Source organism: Aeromicrobium sp. PE09-221, assembly GCF_002174305.1.
Classification (GTDB): Bacteria; Actinomycetota; Actinomycetes; order Propionibacteriales; family Nocardioidaceae; genus Aeromicrobium.
The window spans coordinates 119,927-138,691 of record NZ_MIJB01000005.1; the positions used below are offsets into that span (position 1 = coordinate 119,927).

General features: G+C 68.9%; 19 protein-coding genes. 3 read left to right on the forward strand and 16 right to left on the reverse strand.

Going from position 1 to position 18,765, the window contains the following annotated elements:
- Window positions 1-3: 3 nt before the first annotated feature.
- From BHE97_RS03205 to BHE97_RS03220, 4 genes are read right to left on the reverse strand one after another with little or no spacing between them, the layout of a single operon-like run.
- Complete coding sequence (locus tag BHE97_RS03205) at window positions 4-1,197, reverse strand: FAD-dependent oxidoreductase (RefSeq protein WP_087622573.1); 1,194 nt, start codon at window positions 1,195-1,197, stop codon at window positions 4-6.
- On the reverse strand, window positions 1,197-1,409 hold the full coding sequence (locus tag BHE97_RS03210; protein ID WP_087622574.1) for a ferredoxin: 213 nt from the start codon (window positions 1,407-1,409) through the stop codon (window positions 1,197-1,199). The genes BHE97_RS03205 and BHE97_RS03210 overlap by 1 nt, the downstream gene beginning before the upstream one ends.
- 31 nt (window positions 1,410-1,440) lie before the next feature.
- Complete coding sequence (locus BHE97_RS03215) at window positions 1,441-2,643, reverse strand: amidohydrolase family protein (RefSeq protein ID WP_087622575.1); 1,203 nt, start codon at window positions 2,641-2,643, stop codon at window positions 1,441-1,443.
- A complete protein-coding gene (locus BHE97_RS03220; protein WP_201791289.1) occupies window positions 2,640-3,224 on the reverse strand; it encodes an amino acid synthesis family protein in 585 nt (194 codons plus the stop codon). The genes BHE97_RS03215 and BHE97_RS03220 overlap by 4 nt, the downstream gene beginning before the upstream one ends.
- Before the next feature lie 246 nt (window positions 3,225-3,470).
- On the opposite strand from BHE97_RS03220, the gene BHE97_RS03225 reads away from it, so the two are divergent.
- Complete coding sequence (locus BHE97_RS03225) at window positions 3,471-4,916, forward strand: NAD-dependent succinate-semialdehyde dehydrogenase (protein ID WP_343286111.1); 1,446 nt, start codon at window positions 3,471-3,473, stop codon at window positions 4,914-4,916.
- A gap of 43 nt (window positions 4,917-4,959) precedes the next feature.
- On the opposite strand, the gene BHE97_RS03230 is transcribed toward BHE97_RS03225, so the two are convergent.
- The 9 genes from BHE97_RS03230 to BHE97_RS03270 form a co-directional block, all read right to left on the reverse strand.
- Entirely contained in the window at window positions 4,960-5,745 is a 786-nt protein-coding gene (locus BHE97_RS03230; protein WP_087622577.1) for a siderophore-interacting protein, read from the reverse strand.
- Between the two features lie 3 nt (window positions 5,746-5,748).
- The gene (locus BHE97_RS03235; protein ID WP_087622578.1) at window positions 5,749-7,392 is read right to left on the reverse strand and encodes an ABC transporter substrate-binding protein; all 1,644 of its coding nucleotides are present in this window, start codon (window positions 7,390-7,392) and stop codon (window positions 5,749-5,751) included.
- 67 nt (window positions 7,393-7,459) lie between these two features.
- Window positions 7,460-7,906 carry a 50S ribosomal protein L9 gene (gene rplI / locus BHE97_RS03240; RefSeq protein WP_087622579.1) on the reverse strand — a complete coding sequence of 149 codons (447 nt, stop codon included), beginning with the start codon at window positions 7,904-7,906 and terminating at the stop codon, window positions 7,460-7,462.
- 14 nt (window positions 7,907-7,920) lie between these two features.
- Window positions 7,921-8,157, reverse strand: a complete 237-nt coding sequence (gene rpsR, locus BHE97_RS03245) for a 30S ribosomal protein S18 (protein ID WP_067861076.1) — start codon at window positions 8,155-8,157, stop codon at window positions 7,921-7,923.
- Between the two features lie 28 nt (window positions 8,158-8,185).
- The gene (locus BHE97_RS03250; protein WP_087622580.1) at window positions 8,186-8,728 is read right to left on the reverse strand and encodes a single-stranded DNA-binding protein; all 543 of its coding nucleotides are present in this window, start codon (window positions 8,726-8,728) and stop codon (window positions 8,186-8,188) included.
- A gap of 99 nt (window positions 8,729-8,827) precedes the next feature.
- Window positions 8,828-9,118: a 30S ribosomal protein S6 gene (gene rpsF / locus BHE97_RS03255; RefSeq protein ID WP_170931233.1), complete on the reverse strand. Its 291-nt coding sequence runs from the start codon at window positions 9,116-9,118 to the stop codon at window positions 8,828-8,830.
- Between the two features lie 436 nt (window positions 9,119-9,554).
- A complete protein-coding gene (locus tag BHE97_RS03260; protein WP_087622582.1) occupies window positions 9,555-12,104 on the reverse strand; it encodes an FtsX-like permease family protein in 2,550 nt (849 codons plus the stop codon).
- A gap of 5 nt (window positions 12,105-12,109) precedes the next feature.
- A complete protein-coding gene (locus BHE97_RS03265) occupies window positions 12,110-12,871 on the reverse strand; it encodes an ABC transporter ATP-binding protein (RefSeq protein ID WP_087622583.1) in 762 nt (253 codons plus the stop codon).
- Between the two features lie 217 nt (window positions 12,872-13,088).
- Window positions 13,089-14,165: an aldo/keto reductase gene (locus BHE97_RS03270; RefSeq protein ID WP_087622584.1), complete on the reverse strand. Its 1,077-nt coding sequence runs from the start codon at window positions 14,163-14,165 to the stop codon at window positions 13,089-13,091.
- 135 nt (window positions 14,166-14,300) lie between these two features.
- Between BHE97_RS03270 and BHE97_RS03275 the strand changes: the two genes are divergently transcribed.
- Together BHE97_RS03275 and BHE97_RS03280 are read left to right on the forward strand one after the other, a co-directional pair.
- Complete coding sequence (locus BHE97_RS03275) at window positions 14,301-14,876, forward strand: MOSC domain-containing protein (RefSeq protein WP_201791290.1); 576 nt, start codon at window positions 14,301-14,303, stop codon at window positions 14,874-14,876.
- Between the two features lie 13 nt (window positions 14,877-14,889).
- Window positions 14,890-15,378 (forward strand): SRPBCC family protein, encoded by a 489-nt coding sequence (locus tag BHE97_RS03280; RefSeq protein ID WP_087622585.1) that lies wholly within the window; start codon window positions 14,890-14,892, stop codon window positions 15,376-15,378.
- A 19-nt stretch (window positions 15,379-15,397) separates the two neighbouring features.
- Here BHE97_RS03280 and BHE97_RS03285 read toward each other — a convergent pair whose 3' ends face one another.
- The 3 genes from BHE97_RS03285 to BHE97_RS03295 are packed head-to-tail and all read right to left on the reverse strand — an operon-like array spanning window position 15,398 to window position 18,680.
- Entirely contained in the window at window positions 15,398-16,255 is an 858-nt protein-coding gene (locus BHE97_RS03285) for a transglutaminase family protein (RefSeq protein ID WP_170931232.1), read from the reverse strand.
- Window positions 16,252-17,175: an alpha-E domain-containing protein gene (locus BHE97_RS03290; protein WP_087622587.1), complete on the reverse strand. Its 924-nt coding sequence runs from the start codon at window positions 17,173-17,175 to the stop codon at window positions 16,252-16,254. Before BHE97_RS03290 ends, BHE97_RS03285 begins: the two co-directional genes overlap by 4 nt.
- A complete protein-coding gene (locus BHE97_RS03295) occupies window positions 17,175-18,680 on the reverse strand; it encodes a circularly permuted type 2 ATP-grasp protein (protein WP_236757503.1) in 1,506 nt (501 codons plus the stop codon). Before BHE97_RS03295 ends, BHE97_RS03290 begins: the two co-directional genes overlap by 1 nt.
- Between the last annotated feature and the right edge of the window lie 85 nt (window positions 18,681-18,765).

Here is an 18,765-nt window from a genome sequence, read left to right on the forward strand (position 1 = left end):
TGGTCAGGCGCAGGTGGCGAGATCGGAGGCGGCGTCGGCCCACGACATGCCGTCGCGGATGGCGAGCCGGCAGCGGGCCAGGCGGCGGGGCGCGTTGATGCAGAGCGCGCCCCGGAGGCGGCCGTCGCGGCCGAAGAGGATGACAGCCGAGTCGTCGCCACGTTCGACGACGATGTCGTCGGCAGCATCGGCGCGGCCGACGAAGCGGGCTTTCGCAGCGAACTGGTCGGTCCAGAAGTAGGGGATCGAGCGGTAGCTCTCCCGTTCGCCGAGCAGGGCGCCGGCAGCGTGCCGGCCCTGCTCGACGGCGTTGGTCCAGTGCTCGACCCGCATGCTCTCGCCGAAGAGCTCGTTATGCCAGCGCGCGACGTCGCCGGCCGCGACGATGTCCGGGTGGCTGGTGCGCAGGTCGGGACCGCAGACCACCCCGTCTTGGAGGGCGAGGCCGCTTCCGATCAACCAGTCGACGGCCGGAGTGGCGCCCACGCTCTCGAGGAACAGGTCGGCCTTGAGGGTGTCGCGGCCGGGGCTGCGGACGATCACCCCGCCGCCGGACCGAGGTTCGATGCGGTCGACGGACGTGCCACAGCGGATGTCGACGCCTTGCGCCGTGTGCAACTCGCTGAACCAGCCGCCCGCCTCACCCAGTACGCGGGCGAGCGGTGAGGTAGCGACGTCGATGACGGTCACCTCGAGGCCTAGCGTGCGAGCGGTGGCGGCCACCTCCAGCCCGATGAACCCGGCCCCGAGGACGACCAGTCGATGTCCGGGCTCGAGCTGGTCGCGGAGCCGCTGGGCGTCGTCGAGAGTGCGCAGTTGACACAGCCGCGCCGGGTCGCCGCACAACCGGTGCGCGAAGCGACGCGCGGACGAGCCGGTCGCCACGACGAGTCCGTCGAAGTCGAGCTGCTCCCCCGAGTCCAGCCACAGTCGCTTGGTGGCGGGATCGAGTGCCCGGGCCGGCTCGCCCAGGCGCAGGGTCACGCCCTGCTCCTCGTACCAGGCCGCCGGGCGCAGGGCGAGACGTCCGGCCTCGACCCCGTCGGTCAGCGCCTCCTTCGACAGCGGCGGGCGGTCGTACGGCAGGTGATGCTCGGCGCCGACGAGCGTGATCTGGCCCATGAAGCCGCGCTCGCGCAACCCCTCGATGGCGTTGACCCCCGCGAGCGACGCCCCCACGACGACGACGTTCCGCATCACGCGTCGCTCTGGTTCTCAACGGTGATGGCATGCGCCGGGCAGCCGCGCGCCGACGCCTCGGCCTTGACTCGAAGCGAGTCGGGGACGACGTCCTGAATCAGGAGTGCCACGTCGTTGTCCTCGTCGAAGTCCCAGATCTCCGGGGCCTCGATGAGGCAGTTGGCGTAGCCCTGGCACTTGCTCGGATCGAACTTGACGATGATGGCCATCGGTCACTTCCCCACGTCGTGTTGTCGACTATCAGTGCGCCGCTGCCTCGAGGTGCGGCAGCGCTGGCGAGACCTTCGCCCGGCGGGCGGCCGCCGGGGTGTTCCTGCTGCGGAGCGCCCGCACCTCACCGCTCGTGATCACCGCGGAGATCCCCGGGATGTCGCCGATCGCGAGGGCGGAGCGCGCGTCGTCGCGCGTGGAGCCCCAGGGGGCGTCGAGGATGACGAGGTCCGCGGCCCGGCCGACCTCGAGTACGCCGGCCGGCAGGTCCCAGGTGCGGGCGTTGTTGCCGGTGGCGAAAGCCCAGACGACGGCGGGATCGATGCCGGTCCAGGCCGCGATCTCGGCGACGGTCTTGATGACGCCGAGGGGCATCACCCCCGTGCCGGTCGGGGTGTCCGAGCCGATGACCAGGCGATCAAGCCGATCTTCGTCGGCGCACTTGCGGGCGATGCGGACGGCAGATTTGAGATTCCCTGCCTGCACGAGCTGCAGGGCCATGCCGGTTTCCTCGATGATCCGATCCACGCCGGCGGCGTCGAGCGAGGTCGGCCCGCCGTTGATGTGGCCGCAGACGTCGGGCGCCAGGTGCAGCAGGTGATCGGGCGAGATGGGCTTGCTGCCCGGGATGCTTGCGCCGCCCGAATGGCACATGACGGTGATGCCGTGCGCTTGGGCGCCGCGCACCTGGTCGTAGCCGTCGGCTGGGTCCTCGTACAGTCCGAAGCCGAACTTGGCGAGTCGCACGCCCACCTCCTGGAGGTCGGCGAAGTCACGGTCGGTGAGCGTCGGCTCGAGCACCACGGCACCGGCGTGCACCGTCATGCCATTCGGCCGGAAGTTGTCGAAGCACGTCTTCGCCGCGATCGCGAGTGCTTTGACGCCGGCGGCCGAGTGCGGCCGTCCCTGGGCGTGGATTTCGCCGGGCGAGACGACGGAGGTGATGCCGCCGTGGACGTAGCTGGCGAGGAAATCGACGGTCTTCTGCCGCGGCGTGTAGTCACCGAGCACCACGTGACAGTGCGAGTCGATGAGTCCGGGCGCCACCGTCGAGCCCTCTGCGTCGAGGACGACATCGGCCTGGTCGACCAGTCCGGCGAGGTCCGCCCGGCGGCCGATCGCCGCGATCACTCCGTCCCGGGCCACGACCGTGTCGGCGTCTCCCACGATGGGTTCGCGCCAGTCGCCGGAGAAGATCTCGCCGGCCCCGACGACGGCGAGCGTGCCGCTCACGCTCGGCTCCGAGCCTCGGCAACCGTCATGCCGCCGACTCGCGCGTTGATCCGGCCGCGGTTGGCGACGGCAGCGATCACCACCAGCTCGTCCGGATGCGGCGCATCCGGGACGCGCACCTCGAGCGCGTCGTAATGGCTGCGCACCCAGACCTCGTCCTTGTAGGCGAGCGGCACGTCGATGACCGATCCGGCGACTGCCGGCTTGGTGGCCGAGGTGATCCAGGCGTCGCCACCGCCGATGGCGTCGCGGAACGCGTTGCCGAAGATCGAGGTGAGCGCCGCGTTGATGTGCTCCTGCTCGCCGTCGGTACCGACGAGACCGGCTTTACCGTAGCTCTCCACCGGCGCACCGAGGAGGCGGGCGGCTTCGGACCCCACCAGCGTGCCGATCTGTGCCGACGCCTCGATCAGCGCCGAGAGATCCTCGACGTATCCGGCGCCGGCGTAAGGGTTCTTCAGGACGGCGCACACGGCGACCCGTCGCAGCGGGCCACCCTCGTCGGTTCGCCCGGCGGAGCTCCGCACCTCCTCCACCTGGGAAAAGACCTTCCGAATCGCCATCTCGTGCGCTGCTACCACGATGCCTCCTTACGATCGCCACCCCGCGACGGTCAGATCCCGGGTCGCCCGTCAACTGGGCCTGAACAGGAAGGCTAGGAAGCGGCGAGCCCCCGGGGCGTCCCCCTGGAGGGTCAATTCAGGAGCGGGGAAGGCGCCGATCCGCACACCGACCCTCGGCAGGCGCAATGTGACCCGAAGGGGGTTAGCGCGTCGCGGGAGCGTCATCGAGACTCGGCGGGAGCATCCGTCGACGAAAGGGACAGCGTGAATCCGGCAGCACTCGACCCGGGCCGTGGCATCGTCATCGACGGGATGCGCCGCACCGGGACGTCGTCGTTCGAGGTCGACGACCCCGCCACCTGCGATGTCGTTGCCGAGGTTGCCGACGCCGGGGTCGATGACGCTGCTGCGGCCGTGGACGCGGCGGCGGCAGCGGCTCCCTCCTGGAGATCGCGACCACCGCGCGAGCGCGCGGCGGTGCTCCACGGCGCGTACGCGCTCATGCGGGAGCGTGCTGGGAGCCTGGCCGAGCTGATCTCTCTCGAAAACGGCAAGCCGCAGGCGGATGCCATCGCCGAGATCCGTTACGCCGCCGATTTCCTCCAGTGGTATGCCGAGGAAGCCGTGCGCTCGTCGGGCGCCTACGGTGCCGCTCCCGGAGGGGGTTCGCGGACCATCGTGACGCAGGTGCCGACCGGCGTCGCCGCCCTCGTCACCCCCTGGAACTTCCCCGCCGCGATGGTGACGCGCAAGATCGCTCCCGCCCTCGCCGCCGGCTGCACGACCATGCTCAAGCCCGCCGCCGAGACACCGCTGACGGCGCTCGCCATCGCGGAGATCCTCGCCGAGGCGGGGCTTCCGCCGGGCGTCGTGAACGTCGTGCCGACCACCGATCCGGCCGCGGTCGTCGGCCGCTGGCTCAGCGACCGCCGCGTCCGCAAGATCTCGTTCACCGGGTCGACCGCCATCGGCAAGGTGCTGCTACGGCAATCGGCCGAGCGGGTCGTGGCTTCCTCCATGGAGCTCGGCGGCAACGCCCCGTTCGTGGTGGCCGAGGACGCCGACGTCGACGCGGCGGTGCAGGGAGCCCTCGTGGCGAAGTTCCGCAACGGCGGTCAGGCCTGCACCGCAGCCAACCGCTTCTTCGTCCATGCTGCCGTTACCGAGCATTTCACGGAGAGGTTCTGCGCAGCGGCGGCGTCGTTGCGTGTCGGTCCTGCCGTCGACGGCGCGGATCTCGGACCGCTCATCTCCGCCAAGGCGGTCAATCGCGTGGAACAGTTGGTGGAGGACGCCCTCGCCCACGGTGCACACCTGCGTCACCGAGCGAAGCTCTCGACGTCACGCGGCTGGTTCGTTGCCCCGACGGTACTGACCGACGTCGACTGTGCGGCTGCGGTGTTCCGCGAGGAGATCTTCGGCCCGATCGCTCCGATCTTCACCTGGGAGGACGAAGCCGATCTGCTCGAGGAGCTCAACCAGGATGACCTCGGGCTCGCCGCGTACGTGTACTCGACCAACGTGCAGCGGGCCATCCGGTTCGCCGAGTCGCTGGAGGCCGGCATGGTCGGCATCAACCGCGGTGTGGTGTCCGACCCGTCCGCTCCCTTCGGCGGAGTCAAAGAGAGCGGTCTGGGCCGCGAAGGAGCGCGGGCGGGGCTCGATGCCTTCTGCGAGACGCGCTATGTGAGCGTCGACTGGCCCGACTGAGGAGTGTCCACCGAGTGGCGCACGCGGTGGCCGGGACGGCCGGTCAGCGCCGCCAGTAGCCGGTGACGTCGAGGCAGTCACGGGCGACGGCGCGCTCGTTCTTGAGGTAGTCGCGGACCTGGCGGATGGTGCGCGTCTCCCCCGCCACCCAGCAGAAGGCCTCGCCCTCCCACCAGTCGAGTGAGCGGACGGCCTCGATCCATGCCTCAGGCCCCACGACCCAGCTGACCTCGACACCATCGGGGACGACGAGATCCTGACGGTGCGACTCGTCGCCGAGCTCGACGACCACCTGCGCACGAATACCCGCCGGACACTCGTCCAGCAATCTGCCGATGGCCGGGAGCGCCGTCTCGTCGCCGGCGATGAGCATCCAGTCCTGCCCCTCGGGCAGGAGCAGTGAACGCGTCGGACCCACGATCCACGCCGGCTCGCCGGGCACGACCCGCTCGGCCCAACCAGCCGCGAATCCGTGACCGTGGCGGACGAAGTCGATATCGAGCTCCCGTGTGGCCGGATCGTAACGCCGAGGGGTGTAGTCCTTCGCGACCGGACGGCCCCCGGCGCCTCCCCACTCCAACCGATCCGGACCCTGGACCGGCAGTGGCGGACGCTCCTGACCCTCGACCGGGACCAGCAGCTTGACGTGATCGTCGAAGCCCTCGCTGCGGAAGGCCGGCAGCTCACCACCCTGGACGGCGAATCCGTCGAGCTGCTCACCGGTGAGGGTCACCCGGCGCATGCCCGGCGTGATGTCCTCGATCCGGACGACTTCGAGCTCACGCAGGACGGTCGACCAGCCGACCGCCTCACGCCGAGTGCGCGCCACCGGTTACTCGCCGCCCTCGAAGCCCACGATCGTCCAGTCGATCGGCGCGAAGGTGCTGGGACCGTAATTGCGGACCCGCGGCTCGACGGCCATCGTCACCGGCAAGGGAGCAAGGGGCAGCATGGAGGCCTGCGACCGCGCGGCCGCGTCGACGGCCTCGACCGCCTGTGTCCACTCCTCGCCGTCGATCGCCGTACGTAGCCTCTCGACCGCCTCGGCGAGCTCATCGCTCGCCACGCCGGTGAAGTTCTGGTTGGAGTCCACGGGCGCGAAACGGGATGCAACCGCCTCGCTCGGGAAGGGCGACGCGTTCCAGGAGAATCCGACCAGATCGAAGTCCAATGCCACGATGACCTCATCGGCGAAGTTCTCCGCGGCGACCTCATCGACCTTCACCTCGATACCCACCTCCGCGAGCTGATCGGCCACCGCCTCGGCGCGCTGCCGGGCGATGGCATCGCCCTCGGGGACCGGGAAACGCAGCTCCAGGGCCGCGCCGTCCTTGGCTCGCATCCCGCTGTCGTCCGGCACCCAGCCGGCATCGTCGAGGAGCTGCTCGGCGGTATCGCGATCAGCGCTCCAGGCCTCGGCGAGGTAGCCGCGCTGGCGCGGCAGCAAGACCACCGAGTCCATGACCTCGGTGACACCATCGGCCTCCTCGCGTGCATCCGCCGAGACGAGCGCGCTGCGGTCGATGGCCGCGACGACGGCCTGCCGCACCGCCGTATCGGCGAGCGGACCGCTCCCGCCGCCCAAGGTCAGCTGCGTCCACTCCGGACGCACGCCGTACCGCAGATCGATGCGATCGGCCGAGGCCGCGTCGACATTGTCGGCATCGAGGGTCAGCGCGTCGAGATCATCGGCGGCATAGGCCTCGCCGAGCACCTCGGAGTCGGCGGCACGCCAGATGATGCGCTCCAGACGCGGCTGATCGCCCCACCACCGGGGATTGCGCACGAGCTCGACCGCGCCGGCCTCCTCGTCGATCATGTCGACCACGAACGGGCCCACCGACGGGATCGCCTCATCGTTGAAGCCCTCGTCCCAGCGTTCGCGGTCCTGGCTCAACGATGCCGGCACCGGGGCGAAGACCGCCGCGGGCCAGTCGGCCGTCGAGCGCGAGAACACCACCCGATAGGTGGACGGGGCCTCGACGACCTCGACACTCTCGACGACCCCGTAGGCGGGATGGGCCGCCACCGGGGAGTCTGCCTGCTGCACCAGCTCGACGAAGGCCGCCAGATCGTCACCGCCGACCGGTGTGCCGTCCTGCCATACGACATCGGCATGGAGGGTGACCTCGACGGTCAGCGGATCGGTACCCACGACATCGAGGCTCTGGGCGTAGTCGCGGTCGACCTCCCAGTCGCCGTCACCGGTGGGACGCACGGGAGAGCCTAGGGTGGGCGCGAGGATCTGCGCAGCTGCCGAGGAGGAGGCACCCTCAGTGCTCCAGGGATTGAAGTCCGTGGGCCAGCCATCGGCTCCGATACGCAAGGTACCGCCGTCGTTGAGACGATCGGCGGGCGCCGGGCGCACATCGCTGAACTGTGCCGTATTGGGCCGCGGTGGCGGCTCGGGGCTGGACTCGCTGCAGGCACCGAGGGCCAGGGCCACGGCGGCGAGAACGGGGAGAAGACGACGCATCACGGGACTCCGGGAAACCGAACGCCGCCACGTTCCCTCGCGAGGAGGGAACGCGGCGGCGTCGAGGTCACTTGGCGGCGATGACGTTCAGGTTGACGGTCGCGACCACCTCGGGGTGGACGCGCACCGACACCTGATGCGAACCGAGCGACTTGATGGGGTTGCCGACATCGATGCGACGCTTGTCGACCGATGCGCCACCGGCCTCGATGGCTGCGGCGATATCCGACACGGTGACGGCACCGAACAGGCGGCCGCCCTCGCCGGCGTTGACCTGCACCGAGACGGGCTTGGCCTCGAGCGAGGCCTTGATGCTCTGCGCGGTCTCGAGGTCGTGGACCGCGCGGGCATCGCGGGCCTTCTGGATGGACTCGACCTGCTTGGCCGCACCCTTGCTCCAGACGATGGCGTAGTTGCGCGGCAACAGGTAGTTGCGCGCGTAACCGCCCTTGACCTCGACGATATCGCCGGGGTTGCCGAGGTTGCTGACCTCATGCGTGAGGATGAGCTTCATCTGCGTGACCTCCCTCAGCGACCGCTGGACGTGTAGGGCAGCAGAGCCATCTCGCGGGCGTTCTTGATGGCCTTGGCGATCTGACGCTGCTCCTGGACGGAGACACCGGTCACGCGGCGCGCGCGGATCTTGCCGCGGTCCGAGATGAACTTGCGCAGCAGCGCGGTGTCCTTGTAATCGATGGTGGTGACTCCGGCGGCCGCGAGCGGGTTGCTCTTCTTCTTCGGCTTCCGGACAACTGGCTTGGCCATGATGCTCCTGAAAAACTAACTGATCTGACTAGAACGGGGGCTCGTCGGTGGCTGGGCCACCGCCCCAGGCGTCAGCTCCACCCTGCTGCGGGGGCTGCGAGGCCCACGGATTCGGCTGGCCGCCGCCCTGGGGCGCGCCTCCACCGAAACCGTCGCCCTGCTGGCCGCCTCCGCCGCCACCGCCGAAGCCACCGGCATTGTCCGAGCGCTGGGTGCGCTGGACCTGTGCCGTGGCGAACCGCAGCGACGGGCCGACCTCGTCGACATTCATCTCGACGCTCGTGCCGCGCGAACCGTCCTGGCGCTCGTAGTTGCGGACCCGCAACGCACCCTGGACGATGACCCGCTGGCCCTTCTGCAGCGAGCCGGCGACGTTCTCCGCCATCTGCCGCCAGGCAGCACAGCGGATGAACAGCGCTTCGCCGTCACGCCACTCGTTGGTCTGACGGTCGAAGGTTCGAGGTGTCGAGGCCACCGTGAAGTTGGCGACGGCGGCACCCGACGGGGTGAACTTCAGTTCGGGGTCGTCGGTGAGGTTGCCGATGACGGTGATGACGGTTTCGCCAGCCATGGGGCACGGACCTTTCGCAGGAAGTGGTGTCTGACTCCAAGTGAACCGCAGGGGACCGACGATCGTAACCGTTCGTCCACACCCCGGCGGTCCGGGTGCTTACTTCGCGTCGGGACGCGTCACCTTCAGGCGCACGATCGACTCGTTCAGCGTGAGCTGGCGATCGAGCTCCTTGACCGTGGCCGGCTCGGCGGTCAGGTCGATGACGGCGTAGATGCCCTCGGACTTCTTGTTGATCTCGTAAGCGAGGCGGCGACGTCCCCAGATGTCGACATTGTCCACCGAACCGCCGTCCTGACGGACCAGGTTCAGGTAGGTGTCGAGGCTGGGAGCGACGGTGCGCTCGTCCAGGTCAGAGTCGAGGATGACCATGACTTCGTACTTACGCAGTGACACTGCGGTTCTCCTTCGGTCTGAGCGGTGACGGGCTTTCCGTCACAGGAGAGGCGTCGCCCTCGGTGGGCAACCCGGTGAGTCTATCGGACAGCGGCACACCAGCCAATTCCATCAACCCTTCGCCCCCGTGGGCGGTACGTCATCAACCGAATCCGGACCAAATGACGTTGCTGACGTACCTCCGCCCGACGCGAGTTCACCCACGGGCGACCGTCTCCCGCGGCCGAACGCGATGGGACCGTCACGCCGAGGATGGGCCCGGCGCGGGCCGATCCCGGCATGCGCAATCGAGGCGAATCTCAACGGTCGCGAGGTTGCAGGTGCTGGGGGCGCCGTCTGGGTGGCATGCGGTCACGCGGAGGAAGCGGTGCGGGGTCAACGTCATCGATGGATGATGACGTTGACCCCGCACCTCCGGGCAGCCGATAGCTCACTCCGTGGCGATGGCCCGCAGGACATTGAGCCGGGAGGCGCGCCAGGCCGGCACGACCGCGGCCAGCACCCCGACCACGGCGGCCACCACCACGAAGATCGCCAACTGCACCCAGGGGATCGACAGATCGGTGATGCCCTCGTCGCTGAACGCACTCCGCAGGGAGACTCCGAACAACAGACCCGAGGCGATGCCGAGTAACGCCCCCAGGACGGCGATCGTGATCGACTCCAGACGCACCATGCGACGCAGCTGGCGTCGCGACAGGCCCACCGCCCGCAACAGCCCCACCTCACGGGTCCGCTCGATCACGCTGAGCGAGAGCGTGTTGATGATGCCGAGGACCGCGATCACGATCGCCAGACCGAGCAGCGCGTAAATGAGGTAGAGCAGCTGGTTCACCTGAGCCCGCTGGGCATCGGAGAACTCCTGCTTGTCCTGCACCGTGACCGTCGGGATGGCGGCGACGGCGTCGGTGATCTCATCGCCCACCTCGTCGAGGTCGGCCCCGGGCGAGGCGTTGACCGCGAGATAGGAGTCGACCCGCTTCAGTCCCACCTGCTCGACGACATCGCGCAGGACAAGCGAGGGACCGACGACATAGGTGTCGGCGTAGACGCCGCTGACGGTCACCGGGAGCTCGGTCCCAGGGAAGGTCAGCTCCAGGCGATCACCCGTGCCCACCCCGAGTTGCTCGGCCGTCGTCTCGTTGAAGGCGATCTGATCAGTGGACTCCGGAGCGTGGCCCGAGGTGTAGTTCAGTTCGAAGATGCGTTCCAGCGCCGCCGGGTCGACGGCGGATCCGTACACCGAGCGGTCGTCGATGCCGAAGGCCACGTTCTGCTCCGCGGACACCTCGCCGACACCGGGTATCGCCGCGACATCCTCGGCGACCGTGGTCGAGAAGGGCTGGCCGATCGCATTCGACACCAGGAAGTCCGTAGTGAACTGCTCGTCCACCCCGGCCTCGATCGATCGGTTGACTGACGACCCGAGCACCGACATCGTCGTCACCAGCGCGAGGCCGATCATGAGCGCCGAGGCCGTCGCGGCCGTCCGGCGTGGGTTGCGGCGAGCGTTCTCCGTGGCCAGCCGGCCGACCGCGCCGAACAACACGCGGTTGAGCATCCCGGTCAGTCCGATGACCGGCAGTGCCGTCACCGGGCTGGTGAGCGCTACCGCCATCAGCACGAAGAAGATGCCGACACCGATCCATGCCGGAGCCCTCGGGACGTCGCCGAACAGGCCGGCGGCCATCAACGCGGCACCCGCCGCGGCCAGCGCCATACCGACGATCAGCCGCTTGCGGATCGTGCCCTCGGGCAGTGCCACATCGTCTCGCATCGCGGCGACCGGTGGCACCTTGGCTGCCCTCCGTGCAGGGAACCAGGCCGCCACCATCGTCACGAGGATGCCGACGGCGTAGGACACGATGACCGTGCGTGGAGCGAAGACCAGCGCCGTGCCGGATAGATCGAGTCCGAACTGCCCGAACAGCGCCTTGAGCAATCCGGCCAGCCCGTAGCCCAGCACCAGACCGAGGGTCGAGCCGAGCACCCCGACCGCGAAGGCCTCCGTCAGGACGGACCGGGTCACCTGGCCGCGCGACGCACCCATCGCTCGCAGCAGCGCCAGTTCGCGGCTGCGCTGGGCGACCAGGATCGAGAAGGTGTTGACGATGAGGAAGGTGCCCACGACGAGGGCGATCGCTGCGAAGACGAGCAGGAAGGTGTTGAGGAAGCCGAGGACCGTGTTGATGATCGACTGCGTCTCATCGGCGAGGTCGTCTCCGGTGACCGCCTCTGTGCCGTCGGGGAGCACCTCGGCGACCCGGTCGGCGAGCTCGGTCTGTGATACTCCGGGATCGGCCTCCACGGAGACCGAGGAATAGGCGTCCTGACCGTCCAGGAACAGCTCCTGGGCGCGTGGGGTGTCGAAGGTGACCAGCGTGGCACCGGCCAGGCCACCGCCCGCGAACTCCACGATGCCGACGAGTCTCGCCTCGATCTGCGGTTCGGCACCCGTGGTGAACATCTCGACGGTGTCACCCAGCTCGTAGCCGGCGTTCTCGACCGACCGTTCATCGATCGCGACCTCATCGGGTCCTCGCGGTACCTCGCCCGCGCTGATCGTGGCGATCTGATCGCCATCGGCATTCGGAGCGTCGTTCCAGTTGAACGCGAGGGTGGGCGCGCCGGTGCCACCGAGCAGAGTGCCGTCCTTCTTCTTGACGAACAGACCCATGCCCTCGACATTGGCGTCGACGCGTGCCACTCCATCGACATCCGCGATCGTCTGCACCAACGACGCCGGCAGGGAGCGGTCGTCGAGGTTGACCTCGTTCTCGAGCCCCGCCTGACCGGAGTCCTCGAACCGCACGTTCACATCCGAGACCGTGCCGTAGACGATGTTGTCGAAACTCTTGCCCATCGTGTCGGTGAACACGAGGGAGCCGGCGACGAAGGCGATCCCCAGCACGATCGCGAAGGCGCTGAGCAGGAGCCGTACCTTACGCGCCAGCAGGTTGCGTACGGTGACCTTGAGCATCGGGGTCAGCCCTCCTGCGGCGCGCCCATGGCGCGCTGCTGCAGGGCCGTCATCCGCTCGAGCACGGTCTCGGCCGTCGGTCGGCGCAGTTCGTCGACCACCACGCCGTCGGCGAGGAAGACGACCCGATCGGTGTACGACGCCGCGACGGGATCGTGCGTCACCATGACGATGGTCTGCCCGAACTCGTCGACGCTACGGCGCAGGAAGCCGAGCACCTCGGCACCCGAGGCGCTGTCGAGGTTGCCGGTGGGCTCGTCCGCGAACACGATCGACGGCCGCCCGACGAGAGCACGGGCACAGGCCACGCGCTGCTGCTGGCCTCCGGACATCTCATTCGGACGGTGCTTGAGTCTGTCGGCCAGTCCGACGGCCTCGATGACCTGGCGGTACCAGTCCTCATCGGGCTTGCGGCCCGCGATCGACAGCGGGAGGAGGATGTTCTCCTCAGCCGTCAGGGTCGGGACCAGGTTGAAGGCCTGGAACACGAAGCCGACCCGGTCCCTGCGCAGTCGCGTGAGCTCCTTGTCCTTGAGCGCGGCAAGCTCGGTGTCACCGATGACGACCGAGCCCGCGGACGGCGCGTCGAGGGCGGCCATGCAGTGCATGAGGGTCGACTTGCCCGACCCCGAGGGGCCCATCACGGCGGTGAACTCGCCGCCGTGGATGTCGAGGGTGACGCCGTCGAGGGCGTGCACCTCGGCATCGTTCTTGCCGTAGATCTTGACGAGGTCGCGGGCCTGAGCGGCCACGGTGGTGGTGGTCATGTCCGACAGCCTAGGAATCCGCGCCGGGCCCGTCACTCGGGTTCTGCCCTGAGACAACCCTGAGAATCACTCAGGGCACCCGGAGTCCGGGGCCATCGTGGCGATCGAACCCCCGCGAGCCGGACGGCGAGCGGGGCGGCCTCACCGTAGACCGGGTTCCAGCGGTGAGCTGCGCACCTCTCAACCGAACCGAGACGTGCCCATCCCACCGCCCCGTTCACTCGATGACGGTCGAGGTGTTCCAGAGATCGATCGCGTCGTCATTGCCGTGACCCACCAGCTCGTCGATACGGGCGAGCTCCTCCTCGGTGAAGTCGGTGCGGTCGACCGCGGCAGCGTTCTCGTCGAGCTGTTCGGGGCGGGAGGCACCCACCAGCGCGGACGTCACGCCACCCGGTCGCAACACCCAGGAGATCGCCAGCTGCGCCAACGACTGGCCCCGGTCGGCGGCCAGCTCCGCAAGACCACGGAGCCGCTCCTGATTGCGCTCCACCACCGCCTCGTCGAAGGACGGCCGCTGCGTCGCGCGCTCGACGGCGCCCTCCCCGACGTACCGGTCGCTCAACAACCCCTGGGCGAGCACGGTGAAGGCGATCGAGCCCATCCCGACGTCGCCCAAGGTGTCCAGCAGCTCATCCTCCACCCACCGGTTCACCATCGAATACGCCGGCTGATGGATCACCAGCGGCGTGCCCAGGTCACGCGCGATCCGCGCCGCCTCGCGCGTGCGCTCGGGCGAGTACGACGAGACACCGCCGTAGAGCGCCTTGCCCTGGCGGATCGCCGTGTCGATCGCGCCGATCGTCTCCTCCAACGGGGTCGAGGAGTCCGCGCGGTGCGAGTAGAAGATGTCCACATAGTCCAGGCTCATCCGCTGCAACGATGCCTCCAGGCTCGAGAGCAGGTACTTGCGCGACCCGAGGAACCCGTACGGTCCCGGCCACATGTCCCACCCCGCCTTGGTCGAGATCACCAGCTCGTCACGATAGGGCCTGAAGTCACCGCGCATCATCCGGCCGAAGTTCTCCTCGGCGCTCCCATACGGCGGCCCGTAGTTGTTCGCCAGATCCAGGTGCGTGATCCCCAGATCGAACGCATGCCGCAGCACGGCCCGCATGTCATCGAAGGTCCGGTTGTCGCCGAAGTTGTACCAGAGCCCCAGCGAGATCGGCGGCAACAGCAGACCCGAGCGACCGACCCGCCGGTACGGCCACCGGCAATAACGATCCTCAGCCGCCTGCCACGGCTGGTGCGTCTCGGGAACCGGATCGGAGTACCAGACCTCATCGCTCATGGGCCCGAGCCTAGAACGATCCGGCCGTCCGGACACGGCCTAAGCTCGGCACATGAGCGAGCGCAGCGAGCGAACCATCGACCGGCCCTCATGTCGACACCTCGCTACCATCGACCCTTCTCGTGAGGTGGTGGCATGAGCGTGGCGCCCACCGACTTCGAGATCATCGGCTTCGTCGTATCGCCCAGACGCCGCTTCCAGGGCCGCCCGGCCGACGGGCCCGAACCCTACGACGGCGACGAACACCCCTCCCGGATCGACATCCGTTCAGGACTCGGGGTCGTGGGCGACCGGTACTTCAACGCCGGCTTCCCCTACGCGGCGATCACCTTCATCGCCGAGGAATCGGTCACCTGGCTCGCCGATGAGCTCGCCGCCGGTCCCCTCGATCCCCTGCTCGCCCGCCGCAATGTCATCACCCGAGGACTCGATGTCGATGCCCTCGTCCGCACCGAGTTCACCCTCGACACCCCCGAGGGCCTCGCACGCTTCCGGTCGATCACGCCCGCCAATCCCTGCGCCTGGATGAACGAGATGTACGCGCCCGGAGCCCACCAGGCCTTCCGCGGGCGCGCAGGGATCCGATGCGAGCCACTCGTCGACGCCAGCCTCCGGCTCGGGCCGGCCCGGCTCACCGCCTGCCGCGACCTGGAACGCGACGAACTCCACCGTCGCGTCCGCCAAGCGGCCGCCGTCCAGGCGAGCCAGTAAACAGGAGCACCCCGTGCCCGTCGTCGAGTCGAGGGTCCTCGTGCCCGTCAGCCCGGACATCGCCTTCGCCGTGTCGCAGACCACCGGCGAGGCACGACTGCGATGGGACCCCTTCATCCGTCGCCAACGCTTCATCGGCGGTGCCACCGCTCCGGAGACCGGTGTGCAGACCCTGACCGTCCACCGCCTCGGCTTCCGGATGGTCAGCGAGTACGTCTCCTACCGGCCTCCGTCGACCGTCGGCATGAAGATGGTCACCGGGCCGTGGTTCTTCGCCAAGCTCGGTGCCGGCTGGCGATTCGCCGAGGACGGCCCCGGTCGGACGGTGGCGGTCTGGCGGTATAACTTCAGCTGCCGGCCACGATGGCTCGCCCCGCTCGCCGAGCGCATCGGCAGCATGATCCTGCAACGCGACATCGACCGGCGCATCCGCGGCTTCGCCCGCGGGTGCAGCGACCGGGTGGTTCTCGAGGCAGCACGAGCCTCAGCCGGGAACGAGTGACGCGGCGGCTGGCACCGGTTCAGGCCAGCCGAGTGAGCTCCACCTCGACGGTCGAATCGACCGCCCCGCGGGTCGCGTAGATGCCCCGCAGGGGCGGCACGTCGGCGAACTCCCGGCCGATCCCGAGGGCCACGTGTCGCGGACCGATCGCACCGTCCTCGAGCACGTCGTAGCCCGTCCAGTCGCCATCCCACCACTGCACCCAGGCGTACGGCTCCGAGGTGAACGTCTCACCGATCGGCGGATCGTCATCCCCGTGCACATATCCGGAGACGAAGCGCGCCGGTATACCGGCCTGACGCAGCGCACCGAGGACCACGTGCACCAGATCGTGCACGACCCCGGCGCGCGCCTCCCAGACCTCGCGCGCGGTCGACGACACATGGGTCGGTGCACCGAGCCGCTGCAGCTCGGTCCGCACGATCTCCCCCACCGCATGCACATAGTCGGCCGGTGAACCGGACGCCTCACGCAGATCCGTCAACCGCGCGGAGAGTCCCGCATCGGGATCCGTGACCTCACTGGGCGCCAGATACTCGCAGTGCCGGTCGCGGAGGTCGGCGTCCGCCAAGTCCTCCCAGCCGATGGCATCGACCGCTCCGGTGTCGACCGGCCCTGTGTCGACCACCGAGGTCGCCGAGACGGTCAGCACCTCGTGCTCCTCGGTGACCTCGAAGGCCGTGACCGTGGTGCCCCAGTAGTCGCGGTACTCCTGCGACCACGCGCTCGGGTCGATCTCGACCCGCGACCGGATCACCACCTGATCGCCCGTGGTCAGCGGAGTCAGCCGCGCCTCGCTGTACGTCGCCGCCGAGGCCTCGGCGTACCGGTGGCTCGTCACGTGACGGACACGCCACTGCATCGTGTCGGCACTCATAGCGACACCCTCCCGGCCCACTCGTGCCATTCCTCCTGGGCGAAATACCGCGAGGTCAGCGCATCACTGGCCGTACCGCAGGACCGCTGTATCCGCTCCATCTCGAAGGGCAGATTGTCCATGATCTCGCCGAGCGGTCGGTACTCCAGCTCCGTGCGCGCCCGTCCCAGCAACCGCTGCGCCTCATCGGCGAAGCCGGCACGGCGGCCGCTGCGCTCGAGCCTCTCTAGGGCCAGCTCCGCCTCCATCAGCGCCGAGACGACCGAGCGCGGGAACCACCGGTCCAGCAGCATGTACTCCGCCGCCGCGCGATCGGCCTCGATCCCGCGATAGGTCCGGATGAAGCTCTCGTATCCGCTGCACGCCCGCAGAGTGTTCGACCAGGCGACCTGCGCCCCACTGCTCGCGGCCGCGGCGAGGATGCGGGCCGTCATGTCGGCGCGCTCCAGGCTGCGCCCGAGGCTGTAGAAGTACCAGCCCTGATCGCGCGGCATGGTGTCCTCCGCGATGCCGGTGATCATGGCCGTCCGGCCGCGCACCCACGCGAACATCTCCGGCGGCCGCATCGAGGTGGCCATCGGCACGCCCTGCCAGGTGGCGTTGATCGCCGACCAGATGTCCGTGGAGATGGTCTCGCGCGTGCTGCGCGCGGCTTCGCGCAGACCGCCGATGACGGCCACGATCGACGAGGAGGAGGACGCGTCCAGGGCGAGCAGTTGGAGGATCGACCATCGATTGGGGACTCCGTCGAAGTCCTCGATGCCCATCACGGTGAGCAGCTGATCGCACACCGCGACCTCGTCGAGGCCCGGGTCCTCGACCAGCACCTGCATCTGCACGTCGAGCAGGCGGGCGGTGTCGTCGGCCCGCTCGACATAGCGGCCGATCCAGAACAGCGACTCCGCGATCCGGCTCAGCATCACACATCACCTCCGGACTGCGACTGCTCCTCGAGCAGCAGCTCGGTCTCCTCGGCCTCGGCCGATTCGGCGTCGCGGGCGAGGATCCAGGTGTCCTTGGAGCCGCCACCGCGCGAGGAGTTGACGATGAGCTCTCCCTCCGGGAGCGCCACGCGGGTCAGCCCGCCGGGCAGCACCCACACCTCGTCGCCGTCGTTCACCGCGAAAGGCCGCAGATCTACGTGGCGGGGCCGGATGCCGTCCTCGACGAGGGTCGGCACCGTCGACAGCGACACCACGGGCTGCGCGATCCAGTCGCGGGGATCGGCGAGGATCTTGCCGCGGACCTCCTCCAGCTCGGCGGGACTCGCCGCCGGCCCGATGACGATGCCCTTGCCACCCGAGCCGTCGACGGGTTTGAGCACCAGCTCGTCGAGCCGGTCGAGGACCTCCTCGCGCTCGTCGGAATCGCCGAGACGCCAGGTGTCGACATTGCGCAGGATCGGTTCCTGACCGAGGTAGTACCTGATCAGATCAGGAACATAGGTATAGAGCAGCTTGTCATCGGCAACACCATTGCCGACCGCATTGGCGATCGTGACATTGCCCGCGCGGGCGGCGTTGATGAGACCGGGCACGCCCAGCGCGGAGTCGGCCCGGAACTGCACCGGGTCGAGGAACTCGTCATCAAGCCGCCGATAGATGACGTGGACGGGCGCGAGCCCGGCGGTGGTGCGCATCATGACGCGCCCCGCATGACAGACGAGGTCGCGGCCCTCGACCAGCTCGACGCCCATCGTGCGCGCGAGCAGCGTGTGCTCGAAATAGGCCGAGTTGTAGACACCGGGGGTCAGCACGACGACCGTGGGATCGTTCACGCCCGCCGGCGCGGCGGCGCGCAGGGCGTGCAGCAGGGCCCGGGAGTACCGCGCGACCGGACGGATCCGGTGGTCGGCGAAGACCTCCGGGAGGGCGGCCGACATCGCGCGGCGGTTGGTCATCACATAGGAGACACCGGAGGGAACTCGGACATTGTCCTCCAGCACACGGAACTCGCCGCCCTCGTCGCGGATCAGGTCCACCCCCGCCACATGGACGCGCACGCCGTTCGCCGGATCCACTCCGGCCACGACCCGGTGATAGTGGGGGGATGTCATGACCGTCTCGCGGGGCACTACCCCGTCGCTGAACAGCTCACCGGGACCGTAAGCATCGGCGAGGAAGGCCTCCAGTGCTTTGACCCGCTGCTGGACCCCGGCGTCGACGGTCTCCCACGCCTCAGCCTCGATGATGCGCGGCACGATGTCGAGCGGGAAGGGCCGTTCCTCACCCGCCACGCCGAAGGTGATCCCCTGCTCCAGATAGGAGGAGGCGAGGGAGTCGGCCCGCTGGCGCACGTCCTCGGTGCCCATCTCGCCGAAGGCCTCCGCGATGCCGGAGTACAGCTCGCGCAGGCCGGCGCCGGTGAACATCTCGTCGTACCCGGCGAGCGGCCCGTATCCGTCGAAGAGTCGTCCGTCCGTCACGCGGACCAGCCTAGGGCGGATCCGTGTCCAGCACTTTTCGAGGAGATTCCGGGCGACGCTTTCACCTGAAGGATGCCTCCCGTCA

What these genes read in the sequence shown, in the direction of transcription:
- BHE97_RS03265 (WP_087622583.1), bottom strand. Translation starts at nt 12,871, where the DNA reads ATGACCACCACCACCGTGGCCGCTCAGGCCCGCGACCTCGTCAAGATC.
- BHE97_RS03275 (WP_201791290.1), top strand. Translation starts at nt 14,301, where the DNA reads ATGAGCGTGGCGCCCACCGACTTCGAGATCATCGGCTTCGTCGTATCG.
- BHE97_RS03270 (WP_087622584.1), bottom strand. Translation starts at nt 14,165, where the DNA reads ATGAGCGATGAGGTCTGGTACTCCGATCCGGTTCCCGAGACGCACCAG.
- rplI (WP_087622579.1), bottom strand. Translation starts at nt 7,906, where the DNA reads ATGAAGCTCATCCTCACGCATGAGGTCAGCAACCTCGGCAACCCCGGC.
- BHE97_RS03260 (WP_087622582.1), bottom strand. Translation starts at nt 12,104, where the DNA reads ATGCTCAAGGTCACCGTACGCAACCTGCTGGCGCGTAAGGTACGGCTC.
- BHE97_RS03250 (WP_087622580.1), bottom strand. Translation starts at nt 8,728, where the DNA reads ATGGCTGGCGAAACCGTCATCACCGTCATCGGCAACCTCACCGACGAC.
- rpsR (WP_067861076.1), bottom strand. Translation starts at nt 8,157, where the DNA reads ATGGCCAAGCCAGTTGTCCGGAAGCCGAAGAAGAAGAGCAACCCGCTC.
- BHE97_RS03285 (WP_170931232.1), bottom strand. Translation starts at nt 16,255, where the DNA reads ATGAGTGCCGACACGATGCAGTGGCGTGTCCGTCACGTGACGAGCCAC.
- BHE97_RS03235 (WP_087622578.1), bottom strand. Translation starts at nt 7,392, where the DNA reads ATGCGTCGTCTTCTCCCCGTTCTCGCCGCCGTGGCCCTGGCCCTCGGT.
- BHE97_RS03290 (WP_087622587.1), bottom strand. Translation starts at nt 17,175, where the DNA reads ATGCTGAGCCGGATCGCGGAGTCGCTGTTCTGGATCGGCCGCTATGTC.
- BHE97_RS03210 (WP_087622574.1), bottom strand. Translation starts at nt 1,409, where the DNA reads ATGGCCATCATCGTCAAGTTCGATCCGAGCAAGTGCCAGGGCTACGCC.
- BHE97_RS03205 (WP_087622573.1), bottom strand. Translation starts at nt 1,197, where the DNA reads ATGCGGAACGTCGTCGTCGTGGGGGCGTCGCTCGCGGGGGTCAACGCC.